General features: G+C 64.0%; 18 protein-coding genes. All 18 read right to left on the bottom strand.

Going from position 1 to position 24,961, the window contains the following annotated elements; translation table 11 throughout:
• Complete coding sequence (locus ACVIJ6_RS08460; RefSeq protein WP_456772328.1) at positions 1 to 1,698, bottom strand: methyl-accepting chemotaxis protein; 1,698 nt, start codon at positions 1,696 to 1,698, stop codon at positions 1 to 3.
• A gap of 899 nt (positions 1,699 to 2,597) precedes the next feature.
• Positions 2,598 to 3,800 (bottom strand): MFS transporter, encoded by a 1,203-nt coding sequence (locus tag ACVIJ6_RS08465; RefSeq protein ID WP_456772329.1) that lies wholly within the window; start codon positions 3,798 to 3,800, stop codon positions 2,598 to 2,600.
• Positions 3,801 to 3,924: 124 nt separating this feature from the next.
• The gene (locus ACVIJ6_RS08470) at positions 3,925 to 5,079 is read right to left on the bottom strand and encodes an MFS transporter (RefSeq protein ID WP_456772330.1); all 1,155 of its coding nucleotides are present in this window, start codon (positions 5,077 to 5,079) and stop codon (positions 3,925 to 3,927) included.
• Between the two features lie 217 nt (positions 5,080 to 5,296).
• On the bottom strand, positions 5,297 to 6,157 hold the full coding sequence (locus ACVIJ6_RS08475) for a hypothetical protein (RefSeq protein ID WP_456772331.1): 861 nt from the start codon (positions 6,155 to 6,157) through the stop codon (positions 5,297 to 5,299).
• 3 nt (positions 6,158 to 6,160) lie between these two features.
• Entirely contained in the window at positions 6,161 to 6,976 is an 816-nt protein-coding gene (locus ACVIJ6_RS08480; RefSeq protein WP_456772332.1) for a 2OG-Fe(II) oxygenase, read from the bottom strand.
• A gap of 669 nt (positions 6,977 to 7,645) precedes the next feature.
• Entirely contained in the window at positions 7,646 to 8,419 is a 774-nt protein-coding gene (locus ACVIJ6_RS08485) for an EAL domain-containing protein (protein ID WP_456772333.1), read from the bottom strand.
• Between the two features lie 117 nt (positions 8,420 to 8,536).
• Positions 8,537 to 9,739 (bottom strand): MFS transporter, encoded by a 1,203-nt coding sequence (locus tag ACVIJ6_RS08490; protein ID WP_456772334.1) that lies wholly within the window; start codon positions 9,737 to 9,739, stop codon positions 8,537 to 8,539.
• Positions 9,736 to 11,628, bottom strand: a complete 1,893-nt coding sequence (locus ACVIJ6_RS08495; protein ID WP_456772335.1) for an IucA/IucC family protein — start codon at positions 11,626 to 11,628, stop codon at positions 9,736 to 9,738. The genes ACVIJ6_RS08490 and ACVIJ6_RS08495 overlap by 4 nt, the downstream gene beginning before the upstream one ends.
• Complete coding sequence (locus ACVIJ6_RS08500) at positions 11,628 to 12,767, bottom strand: NAD/NADP octopine/nopaline dehydrogenase family protein (RefSeq protein WP_456772336.1); 1,140 nt, start codon at positions 12,765 to 12,767, stop codon at positions 11,628 to 11,630. The genes ACVIJ6_RS08495 and ACVIJ6_RS08500 overlap by 1 nt, the downstream gene beginning before the upstream one ends.
• Complete coding sequence (locus tag ACVIJ6_RS08505; RefSeq protein WP_012040954.1) at positions 12,764 to 13,774, bottom strand: PLP-dependent cysteine synthase family protein; 1,011 nt, start codon at positions 13,772 to 13,774, stop codon at positions 12,764 to 12,766. The genes ACVIJ6_RS08500 and ACVIJ6_RS08505 overlap by 4 nt, the downstream gene beginning before the upstream one ends.
• A gap of 10 nt (positions 13,775 to 13,784) precedes the next feature.
• Positions 13,785 to 15,152 carry a Y4yA family PLP-dependent enzyme gene (locus ACVIJ6_RS08510; RefSeq protein ID WP_456772337.1) on the bottom strand — a complete coding sequence of 456 codons (1,368 nt, stop codon included), beginning with the start codon at positions 15,150 to 15,152 and terminating at the stop codon, positions 13,785 to 13,787.
• Positions 15,152 to 15,580: a ParB N-terminal domain-containing protein gene (locus ACVIJ6_RS08515; protein ID WP_456776935.1), complete on the bottom strand. Its 429-nt coding sequence runs from the start codon at positions 15,578 to 15,580 to the stop codon at positions 15,152 to 15,154. Before ACVIJ6_RS08515 ends, ACVIJ6_RS08510 begins: the two co-directional genes overlap by 1 nt.
• A 228-nt stretch (positions 15,581 to 15,808) precedes the next feature.
• Positions 15,809 to 17,734, bottom strand: coding sequence for a TonB-dependent receptor (locus ACVIJ6_RS08520; protein ID WP_456772338.1), 1,926 nt, complete (start codon positions 17,732 to 17,734; stop codon positions 15,809 to 15,811).
• A gap of 1,410 nt (positions 17,735 to 19,144) precedes the next feature.
• Complete coding sequence (locus tag ACVIJ6_RS08525) at positions 19,145 to 20,269, bottom strand: NAD(P)/FAD-dependent oxidoreductase (RefSeq protein ID WP_456772339.1); 1,125 nt, start codon at positions 20,267 to 20,269, stop codon at positions 19,145 to 19,147.
• Positions 20,270 to 20,416: 147 nt separating this feature from the next.
• On the bottom strand, positions 20,417 to 21,247 hold the full coding sequence (locus tag ACVIJ6_RS08530) for an N-acyl homoserine lactonase family protein (RefSeq protein ID WP_456772340.1): 831 nt from the start codon (positions 21,245 to 21,247) through the stop codon (positions 20,417 to 20,419).
• A gap of 520 nt (positions 21,248 to 21,767) precedes the next feature.
• Positions 21,768 to 23,003 (bottom strand): MFS transporter, encoded by a 1,236-nt coding sequence (locus ACVIJ6_RS08535; RefSeq protein ID WP_012040948.1) that lies wholly within the window; start codon positions 23,001 to 23,003, stop codon positions 21,768 to 21,770.
• A complete protein-coding gene (locus ACVIJ6_RS08540) occupies positions 23,000 to 23,500 on the bottom strand; it encodes a cupin domain-containing protein (RefSeq protein WP_456772341.1) in 501 nt (166 codons plus the stop codon). Before ACVIJ6_RS08540 ends, ACVIJ6_RS08535 begins: the two co-directional genes overlap by 4 nt.
• Before the next feature lie 588 nt (positions 23,501 to 24,088).
• The gene (locus tag ACVIJ6_RS08545) at positions 24,089 to 24,958 is read right to left on the bottom strand and encodes a GntR family transcriptional regulator (protein ID WP_456772342.1); all 870 of its coding nucleotides are present in this window, start codon (positions 24,956 to 24,958) and stop codon (positions 24,089 to 24,091) included.
• Positions 24,959 to 24,961: the final 3 nt, after the last annotated feature.

A 24,961-nucleotide genomic window follows, 5' to 3' on the forward strand; every position in this document is an offset into this window, starting at 1 on the left:
TCACGCCGCGCGAACGTTGCCGAGGAATCGGCCGGTCTCGGTCTTGAGCTGATCCGATTGGCTGCCGAGCTGGGCCGCCGCGCTCAGCACCTGCGCCGCCGCCGCGCCGACCTGGCCGGAGGCCTCGCGGACGCCGACGATGTGCTGCATGACGCCCTGGGTGCCCTGGGCCGCCTGCTGGACGCTACGCGCGATCTCCTTGGTTGCAACGCCCTGCTCCTCGACCGCAGCCGCGATGGTCTCGGTGATCTCGTTCATCTGACCGATCGTGCTGCCGATGTCGCGGATCGCGGTGACGGTCGAGGTCGTCGCATCGCGGATGGCCTCGATCTGGCTGGTGATCTCCTCGGTTGCCTTGGCAGTCTGCGCCGACAGCGCCTTGACCTCGTTGGCGACCACGGCGAAGCCCTTGCCGGCTTCGCCGGCACGTGCCGATTCGATCGTGGCATTCAACGCCAGCAGATTGGTCTGGCCGGCGATGGTCTGGATCAGCGCCATCACCTCGCCGATCTTCTGCGAGGCGAGAACCAGCCTGTTGACCATCGCTTCGGTTTTGGCCGCCTGCTCCACCGCGTTCTGCGCGATCGACGATGATTGCGTGACCTGCTTGGCAATCTCCTGGATCGATGACGACAGTTGCTCCGCGGAGGCCGACACCGTCTGCACGTTATTGGCCGTCTGCTCGGCGGCCGCAGCCACCTTCGCGCTCTGGTCGGTCGTGCCGGAGACAATGCCCGACATCGATTTCGCCGACGTCTGCAGCTCGTCGGCCGCGCTCGCGGTGGTTTGGATTACGCCGCCGATCGAGCGTTCGAACTCGTCGGCGATGCGCGCCAGAACCGTGCGGCGCTCCTCGGCCGTTCGCTGCTTGGACTGCTCCTGCTCGGCGCGGATCCGCTCGCTGTCGGCAAGATGATCCTTGAAGATCTGCAGGCTGCGCGCCATGCGCCCGATCTCGTTTCTGCGGTCGGTGAACGGCACTTCGACAGCCAGATTGCCCTTGCTCAGTTCGTCCATCACGGCACAGGTCTGGTCGAGCGGAGCGACGACGCTGCGTCCGAGCCCGAAGGCGACGATCGCGGCCACCAGCAACCCCGACAGGGCGCCGCCGCCGGCCCACAGCGCGCGCTCGAGCACGGCAGCATCGACATCATCGACATACACACCGGCCTGCAGTGCCAGCATCTTGTCGCCGCTGCCATAGGCTCCGACATAGGACATCTTCGGCAGCTCGGTGCTTCCTCCGGCTCGCGGCACCTTGTATTCGACGAAGCCGCCGCCGGCGCGCGCCGCGCTCACGATGTCCTGGATCAGGAGCTTGCCGGTGGAATCCTTGTAGCCCCAGCGGTTGACGTTGATGTACTCCGGTTTGGCGTGGACATAGGTGACGCCAGCATCGGCCGGTCCGGTGCCATACACACCGAGATAATCCGCATACGGCCCCCAGCGCATGGCACCGATCGCCGCGAAGGCCTGCTGACGCGCCTGATCCGCCGGGATTTTGCCAGCGGTCGCCGCAGCATCATAATAGCTTAGCACCTTGACGGCAGATTCCACGAGGCTGCGGACCATGGTCTGCCGTTCCTCGATCACGGTTCGACGCAGCATCAGGATTTGCATCGCCGAGACGGCAAACAGTGCGATCGACATCACGGCGATGATCGCCGCCAGACGCTGATAGACAGTCAGGTGTCGCATTTTATGGTTCTCGTTGGATATGCTGTATGCACGATACCAGGCTCGCATTAATTGTTTGCTATGCGCGGTCGCGCGCCGGACCAAACTAATTAGTCTTTGGGATGACGATCCTCTGCCTGGGCACTCTTGCTTTGGAGAGCGAGCAGAAAAGTTCCACTGACGGTAGCAGAAACCAACATACGTTAATTCGTCGGCGTCGCGCCTGTGAGGTTCGCTTTACCGGACGCCAAAAGGTTCCATTCGCGAATCCGCGTCCTCGCGACGCGCCAAGCGCCCGAGCTTTAATCATCGAAGCCCTCCAGTCGTGAGGGCGCAGGGAAGACCAGGTCTCGGCTGATTCCTGCGGCCCCCGTGCGAAAGGAAGTGCACGGGGCAGGAACCACAGGTTCAGCCGGATGACCCGGCCTTCCCTGCGCGATAGCTTTACAACTTATACGCGCTCTCCTCGGTGCACCGGGCTTATTGGCCACCGTGCGCAACAACGCGCCATTGACGCGTTCTCGCGGGATACCAGCATCGGGGTATCAGGACCACGCGACTTCGTTGTCCGCACCGCCACCTCTCGTCAGTCGGCAGCAGCCCGGCCATCGCATCCCCGCCCCAACGCTCCTGACGATGCGCAGCGCCCCTCATCGATGAGGCGGGACGGCGCTAGACAATCATGATTTCCGATAACACGAAAGACAAAAATCTGAGCGCGCGCCCATGGCCGAGCCGATGTGCTTGCAGCTCAAAATGAACTTCGTGCCTGGGCGCACAACGAACGCGGCGCTGTCACGCCGTGTGAGGCGCTGCTCGCGGCGCCCCCCGGCCCGACGGGCGAATCAGCCAAGCGCCTCGTCCGGACCAGGATCCGGACGGGAACCGGCTGCGGAAGAGATCGCGAAGCGCATCGTGACTCAAGAGACGGTCGCGCGTGACGGCCGACGCTGCCGCAACAGCAGCAGCATCGCGACGGCCGCGCAGGAGCACACCAGGCTCAGCGCCAGCGGCGCGTTGCTGCCATAGCGGGTCAGGAGCTCGACCAGAATCGGGGCGGCGACCGCTGACAGCAGGTTCATCGGCAGACCGATCTGGGCGGAGGCTTTGGCGAACGCCGCCTTGTCGTAGAACACCAGCGGCATGGTGGCGCGCGCAACCGCGAGCGCGCCGCTGCCGAGACCGTAGATCAGCATGAACATGGCAATCGCGGCATGTGAGCCATGGCTCAGCATCAACAGCAGCATCGCGGCCGGCAACGCCAGACCGGCGACGATCGCGGTGCTGATGCCGTCCCAGCGGCCGCCGCCGAGAAAATCGATCACGCGGGCGCTGATCTGGATCACGCCGAGCAGCGAGCCGAAGCCGATCGCTTCCGCCGCGGACAATCCCTCGGCCTTCAGCAGCTCGATCAGGACGGCGCCCATGCCGAAGGCGACGAAGGCGTTGAGACCGGAGGCGCCGACCAGCAGATAGAAGGTGCTGCGCGCCGGGACGGCCGCGGGCGCGGACTCCGTGGCTCCGGCCGCCGGTGACAGATGGTCGTGGACCCGTCGGGGCAGCAGGAACACAAACAGCGGCAGCGACACCGCAAGCAGCAGACCGCTATAGAGCAGGCATGTGGCGCGCCAGCCGATATGGGCCGACAGCGCCGAGGTAATCGGCCAGAAAATGCTGCTCGACAACCCCGTGACCAGCATCAGGGCGCCGATCGCACTGCGCGCCCGCAGGCCGGCGACCTCGTTGAGCACGATATAGGAGGCGGTCGAGAGCGTCGCGCTGCCGGCAATGCCGAGCAGCAGCCAGGCCGCATAATAAGTCAGGGGGCCCTGTGCGGCTGCCAGCAGCGCATAGCCGGGCGCCGCGAGCAGCGTGCCCGCGATCATCACCCGGCGGCCGCCATGCTTGACGAACGGCCGCGCCAACAGCGGCGAGCACAGCCCCATGGACATGTACAGCACCGTCGTGCTGGCGAAAATCGCGGTCAGGTCCATGCCCAGATCCGCCGCCATCGCCCGGCCGATGACCGCTGGCAGGCTCAGCGTGCCCCAGGCGATCAGCTGCGTAATTGCCAGAACGATCAGAACGCGCAGCAGAGCGGGGTCGGCGATGACGGGCGGCATGGGGGGATGTTGGCAGAGCGGGGAGCGCGCCGGCACCCGGCGCGACCATGGTTTTAGAGCATTCGGACCGAGGCCAGACCCGCTGTTTCGGAATTGCCACCCAACGCGGATGGGGGTGCTCGCCTCATGCCGACGCCGCCACGGCTGGGCGTCGCAGCCGGAGCAGCAGCAGCATGAGCAGGGCCGCCGAGGAGCAGATCAGGGTCAGGCTTAACAAAGTGTTGCTGCCGAAGCGGATCAGCAGTGCGGCCATGACCGGCGCTGCCGTGGCGGAAAGCAGGTTGAGCGGGAGCGCAATCTGCGCCGACGCTTTGGCAAACGCCGCTCCGTCGTAGAACACAAGCGGCATGGTCGCTCGTGCCACCGCCAGTGCACCGCTGCCGAGCCCATACACGACGATGAAGACCGCCACAGCGCCCGCAGAGCCGCCACACACCATCAGCAGCAGCATCGCCAGCGGCAGAGCAAGACCTGCGGCAAGCGCGGTTGTAATCGCGTCCCAGCGCCCTCCTCCCAGCAGATCGAGGGCACGGGCGCTGATCTGGATCACCCCCAGCATCGAACCAAAGCCGATCGCCTCCAGTCCTGTCAGCCCCTCCGCCTTCAACAGCTCGATCAAGACCGCGCTCAGTCCCATCGTGACGAACGCATTGAGGGCGATGGCAGCGGTCAGAACATAGAATGTGCCTTGGCTAGGCTCCTGACGGGCGATCGCAGCACCGGCGTCCGATGCGGGCGTCGGTTGCTCGTTGCAACGCTTTGGCAGCAGCGCGGCAAGAAGCGGCAGCGAAACCAGCAGCAGCAGGGCGGAATAGACAAGACACGTGCCGCGCCAGCGAAGCTGGGTGGCGATCACCGCGCTGACTGGCCAGAAGATGCTGCTCGACAAGCCGGTCACGAGCATCAGGGCCCCGATGGCGCGGCGCGCGCCAGGGCCGGCGACCTCGTTGAGGACGACATAGGCTGCGGTCGACAGCGTCGCGCTGCCGGCCACACCGAGCACAAGCCAGGCGATGTAATACGAGATCGGCCCTCGCGCAGCGGACAGAATTGTGAACCCGACCGCGGCGACGACCGTACCAACCATCATGACCCGTCGGCCACCGTGACGCGCAAAGGACCGGGCCAGCAACGGCGAGCACAGGCCGATCGCCACGTACAGCACCGAGTTGCCCGCAAACACCGCGCTCAGGCTCAGCCCGAGATCCACGGCCATGTCGCTGCCGAGGACAGCCGGCAGACTGAGGGTGCCCCAGCCGATCACTTGCGTGATGGCCAAAACCGCGAGCGCGGTCAGGATGTTTCGGTCTGAGATCAACGGTCGGCCCCTTCAGCTCACGCCTTTGGGTCAACAACCTAGATCTTGACGATGACATTCCGGACGGCCTGAGGGCCGCCGCTGATTAGAACCACTCGATTTTGATGGCTTGGAGCGAGCGAGTCATGCGCGCGATACGCGGGTTCGCCTGCCCTGCCGCTCTGGGCCGGCACGTCGATCAGAACAGCGCATTGTCGGTCATGAACCTTGCATGCGCATTGATCGTCAACTGGGAGCGCGGCATGGATGTCTGGCGCCGCGGATGATCGAGCAGGTGACACGCGTACATGTGCCCATACCAGGATCGTGGCCCTCCAGGACGCCTGTCGCTCGGCAGGCTGCGATCTCGATCGATCTTCCGCAGCGCGTGAGCCTCGTTAAATTCGTTGATGGCGGCGAGCTCGCCCGCCCAATGATTGGCGAAGAAGAACCCGACATCGTCGAAATACATGCTCACGGCCGGGAGATAATTCAGCACGTCACCGTCGAACAGCTTCAGCGCCGACATCGTGGCGGAATAGATGTCGACGTCGACCGAAACAAAGCCGACCGGCGCCTCCGGGCTCAGCCCACGGACAAACGCGCCGATGGTCTGCTCGATGTCGCCCCAGATGATCGTCGCGCGCCCGGCAAGGCGACGTTCAAGCGTCGCACGGTCCTCCATGGTGAAATCGCCGACATTCCAGATCTCCGGATGGTCCTTGGGACCCCGGAGCTCGGGCAAACCCGCTCCGGTGTCGAAGCCGTAGATCTTGAAGCTGACGCCAGTCTCCTTGGATATGAGGCCCGCGAGGTCGGACATGTTGATGAGACCCGCGCCGCTCGCCACGCCGAATTCGACGATCGTGACATGGTCATGACCGAAATAGCGCGCGGTGTCAGCCGCTCTCAGCATGCCGTAGGCATAATTGGGCCGACCAACGAGGCCATACCGCTCCCGGGTTCTGAAGTCTCCCGTACGCGACACCCAGGATCTCTCGCCAAGCGCCATCGTCCACAGCCGGCGCAGGACGCGCGTTCCGATACTCTTGTCCGTCATCAGTCAGATCTGCCGCGCGAAGATTCGCCGGAGCCCGCGCTTGGCGACCCTCACCTGCTCCAACAAGGTTTGCTTGGCGCGATCGGCCGGCATCAGGATCATTCCCTTCATTCGCTCTTCGGGGCGGGCTTTGAATATGGTGCTGTGGGCCACGCCGGACCAATGATCCGGCGCCTCGCGCGTGTAGTAATAGGTCGCGAAGGATCGCCGCGGATTGGGAGCGGCCGGCGAGACCGGAATCACGCCGTGGAAGCTGACCTCGTTAGTCTCGAAAATGACGCAGCGATTGAAGATCGGCGCGAACGTGGCCTGGCAGCTTCGAACTTCGGCATCGTAGAGCTGAAACTGGCCTCCCCACTCCTCGCGCCACGGATCATTCAAGTAGATCAGGAGATTCAGGCGTCGATGGAGCTTGCGATCTTCGAGATAGTTGAAGTCGACATGGACGTCGAGTCGACCGCCGGGGCCGGTGATGTGAATGCCGCCACCGACCAATTGATCATCGGCCAGCAGATTCGGCATGTCCGTGATGTAAGCCAGATCGGACAGGAACTCGGGGGACGCCAGCACCTGATGAAGCTCGGCGACAGCAGGCGCAAATTTCGAGCTGTCGGTGATCTGGATCTTCTTGCGCTCGTTGACCGAGCGGAACGCCCGGCCGATTTGCAGCGCCGCATCGAATTCGGGGTAGGACCCGGCGACGGCTCTGGCGTCTGCTTCTGGCAGGAAGCCGTCGATCTTGATCCAGTGCACGGGCTTCGCATCGAGAAAACAATGCCTGAGCTCCTCCTTGTCGAGACGCTCAAAAGGATTTTTCACGGAAACTCTCCTAAGTCAGGCCTTGAGGAGACGAAACAGACGGAACGTTCACTCCAGGTAGATCGGCAGGATGGTGGCTGGAGACGCTACGGGCTCGACACGCCCTGGACAGGCCCACCTGACAGCAATTTCAGCAAGAGAAGAAATTACGCACGGGACATCGCGTTGATCGATGATCGCCACGCAAGACGCAACAGCGCACAGAGCCGGCAAGAGAGAGCCACGAAGAGAAGGTCTACTCGAACCGCTTCAAACAAGCGGCTCGTCGCAACGACGGCTGGGGCCTCCAAAAAGACAAGCGACAATCAGCGATCAAGCAGCAGGAAAATCATGATCAGACTAGCTCAACTGTCATGGAGGGACAAGCCGCTCGGCCAGCTTGGCGAGCCCGCTTCCTGGTGAAACGGCTCGGCAACAAACCCACCTGCGCAGCTGGATTTGACCATGCGTGCAGCGCAGTTGCCAACTACGCGGCTCTGACGGCAAACCGCCGGAAGGGTGAATGGTACCGCTTGCACAGCGGCAAGACGCACCATGGGCCCAATCCATGAGCGCACAGATCAGCCGACGCCCGCGATCTTGCGTGATGCGACCGGGATGAGGACCCGTTGCGGCTTCGCCCGAAGTGACCGGCGACGACAGCGCCAAGGATGTGTGAGGCTCCGCGCGTCAGCCCAAGGCCACGTCGCGCGCGGGCTCGGCGAGCCACGTCACCTCGGGCAGCGCCATCAGCGCCGGCCTGGCGAAGTAATAGCCCTGGAACAGGTTAATGCCCGCCGAGCGCAGCACCGTGAACTCCGCTTCGCTCTCCACGCCCTCGGCCAGCACCTCGATGTCGAGCTGGCGCGCCATCGCCGCCACGCCCGATACGATCACCTGCTTGGCGGGGGATCGGTGAATGTCGCGCAACAGCTCCATATCGATCTTGATCAAATTGGGCTGCAATCGCGCCAGCAGATTGAGGCCTGCATAGCCGGCGCCGAAATCGTCGAGCGCGGTCCAGAAGCCGAGCTCCTTGTAGCTCTTGACGATGCGCTCGACATGATCGGGGCTCGCCATGCGCTCGTTCTCGGTGAACTCGAACATCAGGTTCTCGGCCGGGAAGTTGGCGCGCCGGGCCGCCGCCAGCGACTTCTGAATGCAGGCACGGGGCTCGTAGACCGCGTTGGGCATGAAGTTGATCGACAGCCGCGCCGCGGGATCCGTGAACAGCCGTCCCGCGGTCTCGATCGCCAGCACCCGCGCCGACTGGTCGAAACGATAGAGCTGGGCGTCCGTCAATTGGGAGAGCACGCTGTGAGCGCCCTCGCCCGCCGGCCCGCGCACCAGAGCCTCGTAGCCCCAGACCCTGTGCGCGTTGACATCGACGATCGGCTGGAACGCCATCTTGAAGACGAACGGAAATTCGGTTCCGTCAGCGCAGGCCATGCATGCTCCCGCCATGCGATCCTCTCCGGTTCGGCCCAGAAAGGTACGGAGGAGACGTTAACAAACAAGGATGAGCGACGCGGTGCCGGCAAGCGGATCGCGCGCCCGTTGGCTGGAACGCCCGGTGACAGCTCACCGTGCCGCGAGCCAGATGCCGAGCGCCACCAGGAACGACACCGCATAGAGCGCGGCGACCAGCGGGAATGCCGCCTCGATGCCGTAGAGCTGCGTCGCCACGACTCCGGCAATGATGCCGGTCGCGGACGCGCCCTGCTGCAGCGCCTGGGCAAGGCCCAAAGCGGAGCCCTGTTGATCATGCGCCGTTGCGGCCGACACCAGTGCGAGCAGCACAGGCGTGGTTCCTCCGAGCAGCATGCCCCAGATGAAGTAAAGCAGCGCAAACACAGCGACCGAACCGGTGCTGCCCGCAAGATACGTAACCACTGCACAGGCGGCGGCGATCAGCATATTTGCGCCGAGCACGTCGCTTGGCTTTCGATGCTCGACCAGCCGGGCCCAGAATGGCGCAGCGACGACGAAGCCGCAGGCCAGCAGCCCATAGATCACGCCCATCATCCAATGCCGGGCGCCGAAGATCTGACTCATGTAGAGCGAGAACGGAACCTGCAGCACCATGCGGCTGGCCAGCAGCATCGCCATCAGGATCAGGACCGCGGGGATCGGAACCGCGCCCGCCGCGTCGGGCGCCGCAGCAGGTTCACGGCGGAGATGCGCGACCGGCGCCGCGCGCGTCGGCACCGGCAGGCTGAACCAGGCGAGCGCGGCACAGAGCGCGCAGATCGCGGCAGCGGTCAGGTTGACCGCCGCAAAAGGCATGCGATCGAGAATGAGGCCGCCGAGGAACGCTCCGCCCATCGAACCGACATTGGTGGCGATCTGCAGCCAGGCGAACAGGCGAGCGCGATCCTTTCCGCCGGTGATCTGTACGCCATAGGCCTGGGCCGGCGCGATGTAGCCGGCGCAGCCGCCCTGCAGCGTTCGCAGCGCCACGATCGTCCACACATCCGCGGCGGCCGCGACCAGCAATTGCGTGACCGCGAGGCCCATCAGCGCCCGGACCATCATCAGCCGGTTGCCGTAGCGATCGCCCATCCGGCCCCAAAAGGCACTGGTCACGGACATTCCGATCATCGGGCCGAGATAGACGCCGATCCCCGCCAGACCGAAGGCCCCCTCCGACGGACTGAGCAGCTTGATCTGGATCGGCCAGAACGGGCCGCTCATCTCCATGGCGCCCATCGACACGAATTGCAGCCCGAACAGCAGACCGACGACGGGACCGAAGCCGCGCAGCGCGGCGGACGCGGACGTCATGCCAGCTCCGCCACCGGATTCGGCAATTCGTGCTCGACGCGATAGTCGCGGTAGCGCTCCAGATGCATCCGCAGCACCGAACGCGTGGGCCATGGCTGCTCGAGAAACGCGTTGCGTTCGTCCAGCCAGAACGCGTCCGACAACATGCGCGGCCTGAGCGCGTCGAAGGCGCTCTCGATCTCCTCGCGCAGGATATGCCAGGGCGTGGTGTGCGTGAACGAATAATGCTCGTCCAGGCAGAGCGCCACCTCATGCAGGTGGCAGACGAAGCAGGCATCGATGACGAACGAGCGCACCAGGCTGATATCGTCGTCAAAGGTCGTCGGCAGAATGCCCTCGCGCGAAAACGGCTCGATCCGATGGCCGCGTTGCTGGAACAGCGGGGCAAAGCTGCGGCCATCGCCGAAATCTCGGATCAGAAGTTTGCGCGGGCCGCCGATGTCGTCGAACAGGACCGTGCTGTTCTGCTGATGCGCCTCGAAGGCGACGCCATAGAGCAGATACATCGCGAGCACCGGCCGCACGACGGTCGCGGCATAGGCGCGGAAGAATGCGACCGGCGCCGCTTCGCTCTGGTCGCCGGAGCGCGCAATCAGCTCGCAGAGCAGCGGCCGGCCATCGATCGGGCTTGCCGTCAGAAGTGCGGCCACGGTGACCGGCAGCAGGCCATCATGGCGCGCCAGCGCGTCGGAGTTGCGGTAGACGACGGAGAGGAAGCGACCCGGATGCTCGTCGCCAGTCGTGGGATGATGCAGGATTGCGCCGAGCTCCTCAGTGAAGATCTCCAGACTGTCCTGAAGCTCAGGCTCTTGCGACAGGATGTCGGCGATCAGAAGGCTGAGCCGCGGTCCCATATGGATCGATTTGGCCTGCAGCGTCCGCTGCTCGCTCGTCATCCAGATCGCCACCGGCAGTTTGATGAAGGGTCGCTGCTGCGTACTGAACGGCAGCATCGTCCGGAACGACATCGACGGCAGGGTCACGATGTCCGGACCATCTGGATCGAACACCCCGGCTGCGATCTCGGCGGCGAATTCGCGCCGCACGAAATGGTCGAGATGCCAGATGTGGACCGGCAGCGGTAACCAATCATCGTCCGATTGGCCGCGTTCGCTCAATCCCTTCACCCAGTCCTGCCAGAGATCGGGAAAGTTCTGCGCGAACCAGTCCGCATAGCTTTCGACATGAGGCATCTTTTCGACATAGGCCCAGTCCTTGCGCAGCGCGCCCACGCGGACGCGAACACGCGCCGCGAATTCCGGTGACAAAGCGGCGACGTCATCCGGCGCCAGATTGGGCTTGGCCTTCCATGTCGGATAAAACGGATGGCCCTCCAGCGCCCCCCATTGATCGAGCGTCATCGCCGCCAGATGCGACGGCAGACTGTTGGCCAGATAAGCAAGCAGGCCGGGATCGCCCGCATCGGCCACCTGTGCCCGCAACTCCGCGCTCCATATGTCGCGGTGACGCCGCGCCATGACGTCATTGCGCATACTGTCCTCGACGTCGCGGATCAGTGTCGCGACACCATCCGGCGCCGGCGAGATCGCCAGCGCTGGCGCCACAAGCGTGATGAGCTCGGCGGGACCATCGATCCGGCGCCGGGCGCCCCCCTCATCCACGACATCGATGGCGCCGCGATTGCGCAAGGTTCTGGCCGGGGCGCGCCTGAGGTCGCTGAAATGCAGCACGAGGCGTTGCTGCCACAGCGGGAGCCATGCCTGGTTGGCATCGTGCGCCCACAGCAACGCGTCGGCATCGAGCAGACGCTCGGCGAACAGACAGCGGACCAGCCGGTTGAGCGCATTGCGCGACGCGTTCGCGCGCAATCGCGCCTCGTCAACCTGGACCTCGGCATCGGCGGCGACACGGGGCAATGTCTCATCCATCAGGTGTCCTCCGGCCAGTCGGCGGGCAAGCAGCTCGGCACACCGGCGGTGAACCCGCCGTAATAGTTGAGCGCCCAATTGTAGGTTTTCGCGATCGACGGCGTGGCGACTGCGAGCCGTGCGGCCAAGGCCACCAGCAGTGCCTGGCCGCAGGCGATGTCCTCGTGAAAGGCGCGGCTGGCGCGATCGATGACGAACCCGGGCCCGTCCGGATTAGCGACGAGCGGCGCACGAATGCCCGCATAGGCCCGGTTGGTCCGTAACAGCGAATACATCGTCCGATCGTCCGCGATCTGGACGCCATACGCCTCGACCAATTCCTGGCGGAGCGGCTTCACCGAGCTGAGATCGATCCCAAGACGCGCTTCGGCCGCCTTGCAGATGGCCTGGTTCTCGGCGTCACAGGCCTCGAGCAGTTCGGCTCCGGCACGCGGGCAGTCGCTCCACCAACGAAGCGGACCGTCGAAGGGCTTGTTTTCCCAAGGTGCACCGGGACCGATCAGGGCATAGAGCACGGCGGGATGCATGAGCGCGTTGCCCGGCGTCAGCGTGATCTCCAGGTAGTTCTGCAGGAGCTGCACCGGCGCGTCGTAGAGACGGGCCAGCATCGCCTGCAACTGGGCCCTGTTCGCCGCGCTGTCGCGGCCATGAAGCGCGGCAAACAGCTGCGACTTCGCGCCTCCGATGCGCACCTGCTCGCCCGCCACCAGATCGAACGCCGTATGCGGCACGTCCTTCATGCCCCAGATCACCACATTGTCCATCCCGGCCAGCGCCTGCGCCGCAAGCCAGTTGAAGCCGCAGAAGCCGGGGATCGCACCGACATGGACCCGCTTGTCGCGCGGCAGGTGGGGCGCGACCTGGCGCAGCAGCGCCGGGCGCGCATGGGCCGGCTGCGTCACGATGACGATGTCCGCATCCCTGAGCGCCTCGCGCGGGTCGGTGCCGACGTGATCGGGGCGCCCGCTCAGGACATCGCCATCGCGGGTATGGGCGCGCCAGATCTGGTCGCCGCTCGCCCACCGCTCGGCGACATCGGCCGCCCCTGTCAGCACCGACACGCTGACGTCGGGCCGCTGCTTGAACAGCACGGCGTTCGCATGGCCGGTGCGGCCTGCACCGCAGATGGCCACCCTCATGCTGCACGCGCCCGGCCGGGGAGCCAGGCCTCGAGCTGCATGGCAACGGCCGGATCCAGCAGATTGCGCTTGGCCATCCAATCATCGTCGAAGATCGAGCCGAGATATTTCTCGCCGCCATCCGCGACCGGCGTCAGCACTGTTCCGGACAATTTGCCGGCCGCGATGAATTCGAGCGCCTTGTAGATCGCGCCTCCGGTCGACCCTCCGACCAGAAGCCCGTAGCGGCGCGCGATGAAACGTGCCGTTTCGAACGCCTGCGTGTCGGTGACCTGCACGCCTTCATCGATGCACGAATAATCGAGCACCTTGCCGATGTCGTCGCCGGCCGGCGTTCCCGTGCCGGACTGATAATAGGGATGGCCGGGCTTGCCGAACACGATCGAGCCGGCCGGTTCGACGGCAACGGTGCGGACCGCCGGATTGAGCTTCTTCAGCCGCTGCGCGATTCCCGTCATCGAACCGCCGGTGCCGACGCAGCCGACATAGGCGTCGACGCCGTCAGGAAGCTGCGTCAGAAGCTCCTCGACAAAGCCGGCATAGCCGGCCGGATTCGCCGGATTGTCCGACTGGTTCATGAACAACGCGCCGGGAAGCTGGGCACCGAGCTGCGCCGCCAGCCGCTGCCGCGCCACCACCGCCACCTCGTCCTCGCGGTAGTCGCCTTCGACATAGCGGATCTCGGCGCCCAGCGCCCGCATCATGCGGATCTTGTCCGGGGCGGCGTGGTGATCGACGACGGCAATGAAGCGAAGACCCAATTCCAAGGCGATGATCGCCAATCCGATTCCGGTGTTTCCGGATGAGGATTCGACGATCGTGCCGCCCGGCGGCAGCCGGCCGTCCTCGAGCGCGGCAAGCACCATGCTGCGCGCCATCCGGTCCTTCATCGAGCCGCCCGGATTGTTCTTCTCGAGCTTGAGCACCAGGCTGGCATTCCTGTTCGGAACGGCAATCGGCATCACCGGCGTCTGGCCGATCAGCTGGCTTACGGTCGTGCAGAGCATTGCGCCTCTCCTATGTATCGGGAATGAGCGTGAGTTGCCCTTTGGCGTCCTGGGCGACGCAAAGGCGGTTCGGCATCGGATGGCGATGGAATTGATTTTCAAGGAGATCCATCTGGTAGCCGCCGGTATTGGCGTAGACGAGAAGATCCCCGGCTTGCGGGGCGACCGGAAAGGTCAGCCACCGGTTGGAGAGCACGTCGTCATCCAGGCAGCTATGGCCGGCGAGATAGGCTCTGATCGGCGGAGCGCCGGCCGGGCGCGCGTCGCGCGGAATCAGGATCGGGTCGACCAGGAATTCGGATCGGAACCAGGTCTCGCATGCGCTGAAACTGCTGCCTTCGACAAACACGACATGCGCATCGCAGGCCAGCGCCTTCACGCGCGACACCCGGAATACCGACAGCGCGGCGTGATCGGCCAGCGCCCGCCCCGGCTCCATCGCCAGCACGAGTCTCTCATCATTCAGATAGTCCGCAATGCTGCGGCCATCGGCCAGCGGCGCGCGCAGCAGACAGCGCAGCCAGTCAGCCGCGGAGAGCCTTCCGCCGTAAGGATAGAACGACGCCGGCACCTCGCGCGTGCGATAATCCTCGGGCGCCTGTGCCCCGAGATGCGCCTGATAGACGTCATGATCGACATATTGGGCCGGAAGCCCGCCGCCAATGTCGATCATCCGCGGCGAAAAACCACGTGCGCGGCATTCGCCGATCAGGCCGGCAACCTCGTCGATCGCCTGCGCGCGCGACGGCCAATCATAACCGCTGAGATGAAAGTGCAGCCCATCGAACCGCAATCTGCGCTCGTCCGCGATCCGCGCCAGGCAATGTCGAATGGCGGCTGCCGGCATGCCGAAGCGGCTTTGTGCCTGGCTGCCAGGCCGCAACCGCAGCAGCACCGGCCAAGCCGGATCGCGTTCATTCGACGGCAAGGCATCGATGAGGTCGTCGAGCTCCTCGGGCGAATCGACCGAAATCAGCGCCCTCGCTGCAATCAGCTCGCGGTGGAACGCGGCCGTCTTCGCCGGTCCCGTCGCCACGATCTGCGCACCATCGGCACCGAGCCGCCTTGCCTCGCGCAGCTCATAGAGGCTGGACACGTCGATGCCAGCGTCGGCGCCCAGCGCGGCGGCCAACAGCGCCGGCGACTTGTTGGCCTTCGCTCCATAGTAGATCGCGTGCGCGACGCCGCTATCCTGCAGCACACACTTGAGCGACGCGATGTTGTTCTGCAGCTCTTCAGGCCAGATCAGATGGGTCGGGGAGCCATGATGCGCGATCCAGCCGTGCAGCAGCGTGCCGTTCTCGGCGAGCAACGCCACGGCGCCGGACCTCAGAAGAGGCGGCAAACATGCGCCAGGCTTGTGGCCGTGCAAGAGCATCAGCCGGCCCTCGCGAGGTCAGCTGGTGCAGGCCTGGCCGGCGCGGGATGACGCAAGGCTTCCAGCGAGAGGCTGCAGCTCGGCAGGCCCTGGTCGAAGATGTGTCGCGTCGTCTTGCACGGGAAAGTTCGGCCGCTACGCGCCATCGCGAAGATGCAGGCGGGTGTGATCGTCCGATCCGGCCGCCAGCTCTCCACCCGCACGACCGTGTAGTCCAGCAGAACCACCGGGATCGACGCCAGACGCAGGCGTCGCGCCACCGTGAGCCGATGGTGGCCGTCCATGACGAACAGCGCATCCTTCTCGACCGTAATGGGAACAGTCCAGGTGCCCTGGCGCAGGATCTGCGCCTGCAGCGCGATGACCCTTTCGGGGTCGACGTCCTCGGTTGGAATCAAGCATTCGGGCGATACGAGGCGAACTTGCATCTCGATCAACTCGATCTCCATCTGAATAGGCGGCGGTTGTTGATCAATTCCTCGGAGCAGAGCCGCACCATTGCTCCGAAGGCGCCAGCTGCGGGGGCAATTCGGACCGCCCTGCGCAGCGGTGGGGGAGGCGAAGCACGGCCGCGCGCCTCCCCGAGCCGCACAAGGATCGTTGCGGATTTCATGATCGTGCTTCGCTTACGTTCCGGCTGACGGGCGACGCGGCAACTACATGTCCACGCTCATCGACAGCAGGTAGGTGCGCGGCGCACCGAGGAAGAAGGTCCCGAATGACGCCACGCTCGACCAGTAGCTCTCCCCGGTCACGTTCTGGATATTCGCGCGGAACACCGTCTTCTTGCCGTTGATCGCCGTCGTGTAGCGCGCCCCGAGGTCGAGCCGCGTCCAATCCGGAATGGACTGGCTGTTGCCCGCATCGATGAATTGCTTGCCCGTATAGATGACGGCGCCGTTCAAAGTGAGCCCTGCGACCCACGGCAGGTCCCACTCGGCGCCAAGATTGGCTTGCAGGTTCGGAACGCCGATCGGCGTATGGCCCACATTGGACGCGACCGCGGTCTTGGTCAGGGTGCCATCCAGGAACGCCAGACCTCCAAGCACGCGGACGTTCTGCGCGAGTTCGCCGGCAACGTTGAGCTCGATCCCGCGCACCCGCTGCTCCGCGGTGGCCGCGAAGCGGCCCGCAAACAGCTCTCCGCTGCCCTTTGATATCTCAAAGCCGCTGAGAGTGGTCGAGAGCCGGCCGAAATCGGCCTTGATACCGGCCTCATATTGTCTTGCGATATAGGGGGCGAGCACTTCGCCGAAGTTCGAGGCCGTCTGCGGCGCCACGTCACCGCGGCTGAGACCTTCGATGTAGTTTGCATACAGAGAAAGGTGCTCCAGGGGGCGGATCACGAGGCCGACCACGGGCGTGGTCGCGCTCTTGTCATAGGACGAGGTCAGCGTTCCGACATTGGACTGATAATTGTTCGCCTCGATGCCCTGACGCCGCACGCCCAGGGTTAACAACACGCGCTCATCGAGCACGGACAGCGTGTCGGCGACCGACACCCCGGTGAGCGTGCTGTCCGAGAGCCGCGGACGTCCAGGCATATCGTTGGCGAGTTGCGTGGCTGCGATGCTCGGGCTGTAGATGTTCGAGGTAACGGGCGTTCCGTTGGTCAAGCGCCGGTACAGCTCGTCATGATAGACCGAGGCCTGGACAGTCAGGGCATGGTGAACAATGCCGGTGTCAAATCGGGCGCGGAATCCGCCATCATAGGTATATCGATCGATATTCAGCCCAAAGAATTGCGGCGTCGACGTGGTATCGCCACGCGCATTGATGATCGTCGGCAGGCCGAAGAAGCGTGACACATCGGTTCGCGAGCCGCCGATATCGGCGAACAGCGTGACCTGATTGCTCAGATCATATTCGTTCCGCCACAACACGGATTTGTCGTCGATGTGCGACCATTCCCAGGGCTGGGTGACATTCAGCTTGCCGTCCGGCGCCTTCGGCACCTGCACGCCGGGAGCCATCAGGAAAGGCCGCACAGGCGCGTCGAACCGATCGGTCTGGGCGAGCAGATAGAGCCAGGACCTGTATCGCTGGCCCTGATAGTCCAGGGCAAGCGAGCCGACGCCGGTCGTCTCGGACTGACGGTCGATCGGCGTATCACCGCCCCGCAGACTGCCGCTCGCGCGCACGCCCCATTCCCGCGCGGCACCATAGCGTCGCGCAACGTCCCATTGCCCTCCGAACCGGGCGGTCGAACCGTAATCCAGGGTGAAGCGGGTCAGATCCTCCCCAGCGCGCTTGGGCACGACATTGATGACTCCACCGACGCCACCATTCGGCGCAGTGCCCGACAGCGCGGCCGATGGCCCTTTGAGCACCTCGATGCGCTCGATATAGTCGGTGAACAGCCGATAGGTCGGCGCGATTCCGTAGAGGCCCTCGAAGGCGAATTCTCCGCTATTGCCTTCACCGATCGGAAAGCCGCGGATGTTGAAGGAGTCGAGCACACCGCCGCCCGGATGAGTGCTGCGCACGGAGGGATCAAGGATCAGCGCATCCGCCGCTGTTGCCGCCTGCCGGTCCCGGATCAAATTATCCGTATAGCTTGCGACGTTGAAGGGCGACCGCATCGCAGGCACATTTCCGAGGAGCCCTACGCGCCCGCCGAGAGCGACCTGACCGCCGGCAAAGGCGGGCACGACGCCAGGCGATGACGACGGCGCCACCGGCGCGCGGTCAACGCGTGAAGGGGGCGGCGGCGCGTTCCGCCGCGACGCCGACCGAATGCGCACGGGAGGCCGCCTGGCGGGCACGGCGCGAGCCGACCGGGACGCGGGGGCATCAACAGTGACGGGCGGCAGCGCCATTTCAGCCTGTGGCTGAGAATAGGCGGGCACCTCGAACAACGTCACGCCGCCCAACAGAGTTGCAACAAATGGAGCTACCGCTCTCCCTACGCAAGCACGCCGCATTCCCACCGAACTCCCCAACACAGGCCAGCACGTCGAATTGACCCCACGATCGGCCTGCGGTGACCGCGGATGACGAGGCGCCTCAGCATCTGCTTCGGTGGACGCAAATCACGCTGCGGTCGGCTTCCTTGGAAGCTTACCCGCTAAAGTCGTACTTGCGACGACAAACCGATCACAGATTGCCATTACTCATTTACCGCTTTGCTTAAGGCGACATTTGATCGGCCGCAACGCAAATGCGTTCGCGACTAATTAGAATGCCTCGACGATCGATCGTCTAATTAGCTGACCCTGTCGTTTAGATTCATCCTAAGGCGCGCCACGGGACATACTTCCCGAATGCACGCATGGCATTTTCCCGGAGACGGATGATGTTTAAAGGATGCACAGCATTTGAGGATGGCGCCGAGCAGATGCCGCGCCGATGAGTTGCGTGCATCGAATCTGTCTCAATTTGATTGCTGCGTGCAGGGACCGGTTTTCCGGAGTGCGCCTATGCGCACGGTTTTCCCGGCAGAAGTCAGCCGCTGTGAGGACGCCTAAGGCTCATCTCGGCGATGGCGACACCAAGCTGAGCCTTACGCAACACGGCCGAGCAGCGGCATCGCTTCGCGATGACTCATCATTATTGTCGAGCTCGATTGCGGTGAACTCACGACGTCGAAAGCGACATTTCGGTGAAACGGATCGAGCAACCACTCGCGCCACGACCTGAATGGGACGACGCGGCTCGAAGATGGTCGCAGCGTGATGGATGTTAGGCAGCATCTAACGATGCGCCAGTGTACTCGGTGCATTCTCAAGGGCGACGCACACGATTTGACAGTGGATGGCTGCCCCTCACCGGCGCGCCTGACGACAGGCAGGACAGGTGCTGAGTTCTCGATCAGGTTAGAGATGGCCTTCAGAGCGATGCTCGGCCGGCGCGATGAACAGGATTTCTCGCGCGGTTAAGCTTGCGGAGCGGCCGGCGATGCTTCCGGCGAGCCGTGCCACGCGTGAGCCGCTAGGCTTCCGGCGCTTTCGAAACCACGTCGGCATTCCTTGGAAGCTCGCGTCCAAGCCTTGTCACAGGAGAGACTCGGCGCCAAGCCGCCGCGACACCTCTTGCGCCAACGCAACGGCACAGGTCATGCCCGGCGATTCGACACCGAATAGATTGACGAGCCCTCCAACGCCATGGTCGGACGGCATGTCGACGACCCAATCCTGGGAAGCGCCGACAGAACCGATTTTGGCGCGTATCCCCGCATAGGACGGCTGAAGACTCGCGTTGGGAAGACCGGGCCAGAATTTGCGAATCGCAGCGTAGAATCCTTCGGCCCGCGCCGGCGGCACGTCATAGGACATCCGCTCGACGAGTTCGACATCCGGGCCGAATTTGGCGCTGCCGTCCACGTCCAGGGTCAAGTGAACACCAAGACCGACGCTGCCGGGAACGGGGTAAACCAGCCGGTTGAACGGGACAGGAGTCGTGCAGGTGAAGAAGTGCCCCTTGGCCAAATAGTGAGGCGGCACACGGTCGGCAGGATAACCTTCCAGACAAGCGGCAAGCATCGGCGCCTCAACGCCCGCACAATTGAGCAGCAGCCGGCACTCCAGTTGGACCATGCCCTCCTCAGCCGCAAGCCAGAGCCGCCAACCAGCAGCCGTCAGTTCGCCTCGCACCACACGGCAGCTCATCGCGAATGACGCACCTGCGGCTTCGGCCTCGCCGCGTAACGACAACAGATAAGCCAGCGGGTCGATGACGCCGGTCGACGGCGACAGAATGGCCGCGAAGCACGACAATTGAGGCTCCAACCGCCGCGCCTGGTCCGCGTCGAGAATCTCGAGTCCGTCGACCCCGCATTCGGCGCCGCGGGCGGCGAGCCGCTCCAGGCCAACCACCTCATCTGCGTTTGCCGCGACGACAAGCTTGCCGACCTTTTTGTGCGGGATGCCCCGGCTCTCCGCGTAGCGATAGAGATCACGATTGGCCCCGCAACACAGACGCGCTTTCAGACTGCCGGACGGGTAGTAGAATCCGGCATGGATCACGCCGCTGTTGCGCGACGACTGATGTTGTCCATGGCGCTTCTCGCGTTCGATGACGAGCACGTCGCGCCCGGCGGACGCCAGCTCCCGAGCCAGCGCGACCCCCACGATGCCTGCTCCGATGATGACAGTGTCCACCTCATACGCATCATTCATCCGTCATCTCCGATGCTCGCTTGAGCCATGCAGCCAACGCGCACTCTCTCGATCTGCGAAGCGCCGTTGAAGCCGTCTTCCTGCCGCATTGGCCCGACGCGGCTCGCGCTGCGTGCCGGCGTCGTGAATGCGGGGGGGCGTCTCCTCTCAGGAGAACTGAGCCGCCACGAGGGAGGCGATGTCGGCGACCGGCTGCTCATGAAGACAACTGATCCGCTCATTCCGACCCAACGACGGAAACGCCGAACGTACGAGCGGATCATGACCGGGAACGACCCGATGCAGCTCGCCGAGCGCAAGTCGTTCGATATCGTCGAAGGCACGCAGCGCCTGCGGGAAATTATCCAGGATGGGAAATGGGCTCCGCCGGCTGTAGTTGGCCCAGAAGTGCGCCGCATCCGATGCAAGCACGATGACGCCACGTTCGGTCGTCACCTGCAGCGCCAGGCTCCCCGGCGTGTGCCCGCCCACTTTCGCGGCCACGATGCCAGGGAACAGCGTCTCCTGATCCGCGGAAATGAGTCTCAGCCGCCCGCCGAACAGCAGCCCCAACACATTCTGAATATCGGAGACGTCGTAGATCTTGCTGACCTGCTGATACAGCATCGCGGAACCGGTGCAATAGGCGAGCTCTTCATCATGCACAAACACTCTCGCATTCGGAAACTCACCGAGCGCACCGGCGTGATCCCAATGCAGGTGGGTCATGACAAGATCCGTGACACTCGCCGGTTCGATCCCGAGCTCACGAAGCAGCCCCCCTGGCAATGCGTGCATCACCCTGCCGCGACGCTCTGCCGCACGGCCCAAGAAACACGTGTCGACCACGATGGTGCGATCATCTCCACGGATCACCCAGAAGAAATAATCCTGGGGCATCGCCGTATCGACATCGGCAGGCAGCGCATCGAAAAAGAAATTCTTCCCCACCGTACGATGCGGATCGGACGCCACGTGGAGTGCAAAAACCTCATACACCAGTCTACTCCATCAGATCGGACCACGACGTCCATCAAGACCATTGATGCAAGACTAAGACGGCCGCGAACCGTGCAGAAGCTATATCTGGCTCTATCATGCAGCGTCGATCCCAGCGGATTTGTCGTCTGATGTCCGGTATTGTGATCGCCTGATATAGAAGCGAATATATAGTTCGACCTTCGCGACGAACGACACGCACGTTTGCGAAATCATGGCGATCCGCCCCCACCTCGCCGGCGCTGGCTGCAGCTCAATGCCATCGACAGCAGCAGATGTCCCGGCGCGAATGGCGACAGAGCTTCGCTGGTGCAGGTTGTGAATTTCACGCCGTGTCACGCGGACGGATGCGCAGTCATTGGGTGGGCCGCGCGCCGTCTGCGCATCGCACAGACGAGCGCCGCCGCCGCAGACTTGCGCGCGGCCGGCGCCGGTCTCACAGCTCTCGCGCGCACTCCCTGTCGAGCGGCACTCCCTCAAGGCCGCGCAACGCCCTATGCCTCGCGGCCGCGCGCGTCGGTCATGCGACAGGGACCCGACGCTCACGCAGCGCGAGCGCGCCGATCGTCACGCCGACCGCAACCGCGATCCAAGCAGCGACATACCCGCCGAGATCGGCAATCAATCCAAAGAGCGGCGGCGAGAGGCTGATCACGACGAGGTTGAGCGTCATGGCGAAACTTACGGTCGCGGCCACCGCCTCCTTCGGTGCATTTTCGCCCACCTGGAGCAGCCAGACCGGATACCAGCCGATGCCGGCGAGACCGAAGGCGGCCAATAGCGGCACCAAGAGGCCGGTCGAGGCACCCGCGGGCAGCATCAACAGGGACAGCGTGAGACCAGCGCAGGAGATCATTAGCCAGCGCAGCGTTCGGGTGCGCCGCCCAGGCCAGAGTCTGTCACTGATCGAGACCAGCGATACGCGTCCCACCACGCCCACGATCTGAGTCAGCGCGAACAGCGACGAAGCCGTCAAGAGCTGCGCCTTGACGGCCGACGCGAGGTACACGACGACGAAGGTCGAGAAGGTGTACTGGAATCCCGCCATGATGGCGCCGGCTGCCAACGTCGCCTTGAATCCAGGTGTCTCGTTGATGATCTTGACGAGAGCGAAGAACGGAATGCGCCCCTTTGCGCCACCTTGTGGCGGCAGATCCCGATCCCGGTGCAAGGCGAGAAAAAGCAGCGCACCGGCCATGCCGATGCCGGCCTGCACGAGGGTGACGTTGCGCCAGCCGGCACTGATTGCAAGCGCCGGAAGCAGCAATGCCGCCGCCGCCGTTCCCAGCGGCAGGCCGGATTGGCGGATGCCCATGGCGAAGCCGCGCTCGCTGGGGGGAAACCATTTGAGGATCGCGCGCGTGCCGCCGGGCTGCACCGATGCGTAGAACGCGCCGAGCGCCACCAGACCGAACAGAAGCCCGACATAGCTGTCGACAAAATGTCCGATCGCGAATGATACTGCGCTCATGGCCAGCATGGTGACGCCGACGACCACGCGCTCACCATAACGATCGATCGCCGTGCCCAGCGGGATCATGGAGAGGATCTGCCCTCCATTCATGGCAGCAAGCAATGCACCGGTTTGCGCCTCGCTCAGGACGAACGCCTCCCGCCAGAACGGCACCATCACATAGGATCCCTGCGACACGACCGAGGCAGTTGCCTGCGCCATCGACGCGACGACGAGCACGATCCAGCGATACCCGATCTGCCAGGATGCCTTTTGCGGAAGCGACTGATCGACCTCACTCATGCGCGTTTCCCGGCCGCCATTGAATCCGCCGGCTCGCGAGCGAGCTTGTTCGATAGCCGCGCCTGTTGCGGCAGATTACCCAGCACAGCCATTACCAGGGCATCCTCGGATGAACACCGAAACGCGTGCTCGCTCCAGGCCGGCACAAGCAGAAGGTCGCCCGCCTGGACGGGCGCCTCATCACCGCCGTCGCCAAACCAGACCACACCATGGCCGGACTGGATGATGAAGAGATGCCACCATGAATGAGAGTGCAGCCGCGTCGACGATCCCGCCGGCACGACCTGAACGGTCATCGAGAGTCCGTCCATGATCGTGAGCCCATCGATCGTTCCCGTACTCGAGAGAGCAACGGTCCCGCGCTCGTCCTTATCAGCTGCATCCAGAACCTTGAGCAGATCCTTTCTTCGCCACAGCACGGGAGGCCGAGCGACGTCGGCGTCGAAATGCGCGCGATAATCCGCATAGCGGACGTAATCTCCCACCCTGAGCGACATGCTTCACTTTCTCCCTTCCGACCTGGGGCCAGGTGCTGATCGATGGTCACGTGGCACCGGCGGCTTGTTCAATGGCCCGCTCGACCGAATTCCGACGCGCCGAGACCTGCGCCGCGCCGGACCTCCACAGCAAGCACCGCCGCAGCGCTGGTCGAGATCGATGGAGTCCGCACGAATGCAGCACGCAGCTGCTCCATATAGGAGACGATTGCTGACAATCGGAAGCAATATTTGATGCTATCTCCGATTGTATATTCCGATCGTTGCCGACCGTGATCGCCAATGGTGTCCTGCGCTCTCCTGATATGACCGGACGGAAACGGGTTCGAGGCATGTTGATCGGAGACTCCTGCCGCCGACGAGGCGCCAGCGAAAGCAGCGCGTGAGCCGCGACGGCACATCAACGGGTAGTGAAGTGAGTGGCACACCGGGACCGGCCATCGGCGATGCTTCCACCCGCGTCGAGCCAGAGCCATATGCAGCTTCATTTCAAGTCCCATCGCCATTGACCTTGCCGCCATGAACGCGACCGATGAACGCAGATAGATGGGCCCAGGCGCAACCGCGTCTGGGGCCCACGACGACTGCTCAAGCCGTGGGGAGTCGTATCGCTCCGACGCTTCGAACGAGCGTGGGCGCACGGTTGACAGTCATCGAGCGCGTGCGCCCCTCTTTGATAAGCGCACCGAGGCGCTCGTGAAGATCACGGATCTGATCGTCGAGCGCCTGCCTCGCGGACATCGCATCATGCGTGACCAGGCTGTCACGAAGCCATCTGATCGGCTCCGTCATCTCCGCACGGCCGCTGTCGTCCTCGAAATACAGCCTCCTGACGAAGCGCGTCTGCTCCATCAGCCGGACAATGTGCTCGCACAGCACGTCATTGTCCGGCAGGCGCGCGATATTCATGAAGTTCGCATCGGCCAACCGGAACAGATCCTGCTCGTCCAGAGCGCCCTGCTCGGCCCGGATGGGCCAGCGCTCCGGCTTCGCCCGTGCAATTGCGTCCGTCAGCAGCGTGAACAGAAGATCGAGATTGCCGCGCATCTGATCTTCGCAGAGCGCCTTCGCCACGTAGCCGCGGTTGGGCAGCGCCTCGATCAGGCCCTCCCCAGCCAGGCGGGCGAGAGCTTCCCGGACCGGCGTCGCACTCGACGACAGAAGAGCGGCGAGATCCTCGATATGTAGCTGCTGTCGCGGCCAGAATGCATAGTCGAGACACATTTCTCTAAGAGTTGGATATACTTTTGCTCTTCGCTTCAAGAGCGATCTGTCGAGACTCTGCACAAGCTCCTCCGGAGCATTTCGATCGTCACGTTCGCGCTCTCGCTGATGGAGCGAGCGCTCGTTCATGGTGATCAATTGTGAAACAGGTTCTATGACCGTCCCAACATTCGACTGACGGTCACTCTCCTTCGCGAACTCATCTCCTGCAAAAACTTGTCCGAACTCGGGCAAAAT

It is taken from the genome of Bradyrhizobium sp. USDA 4369, assembly GCF_054056435.1.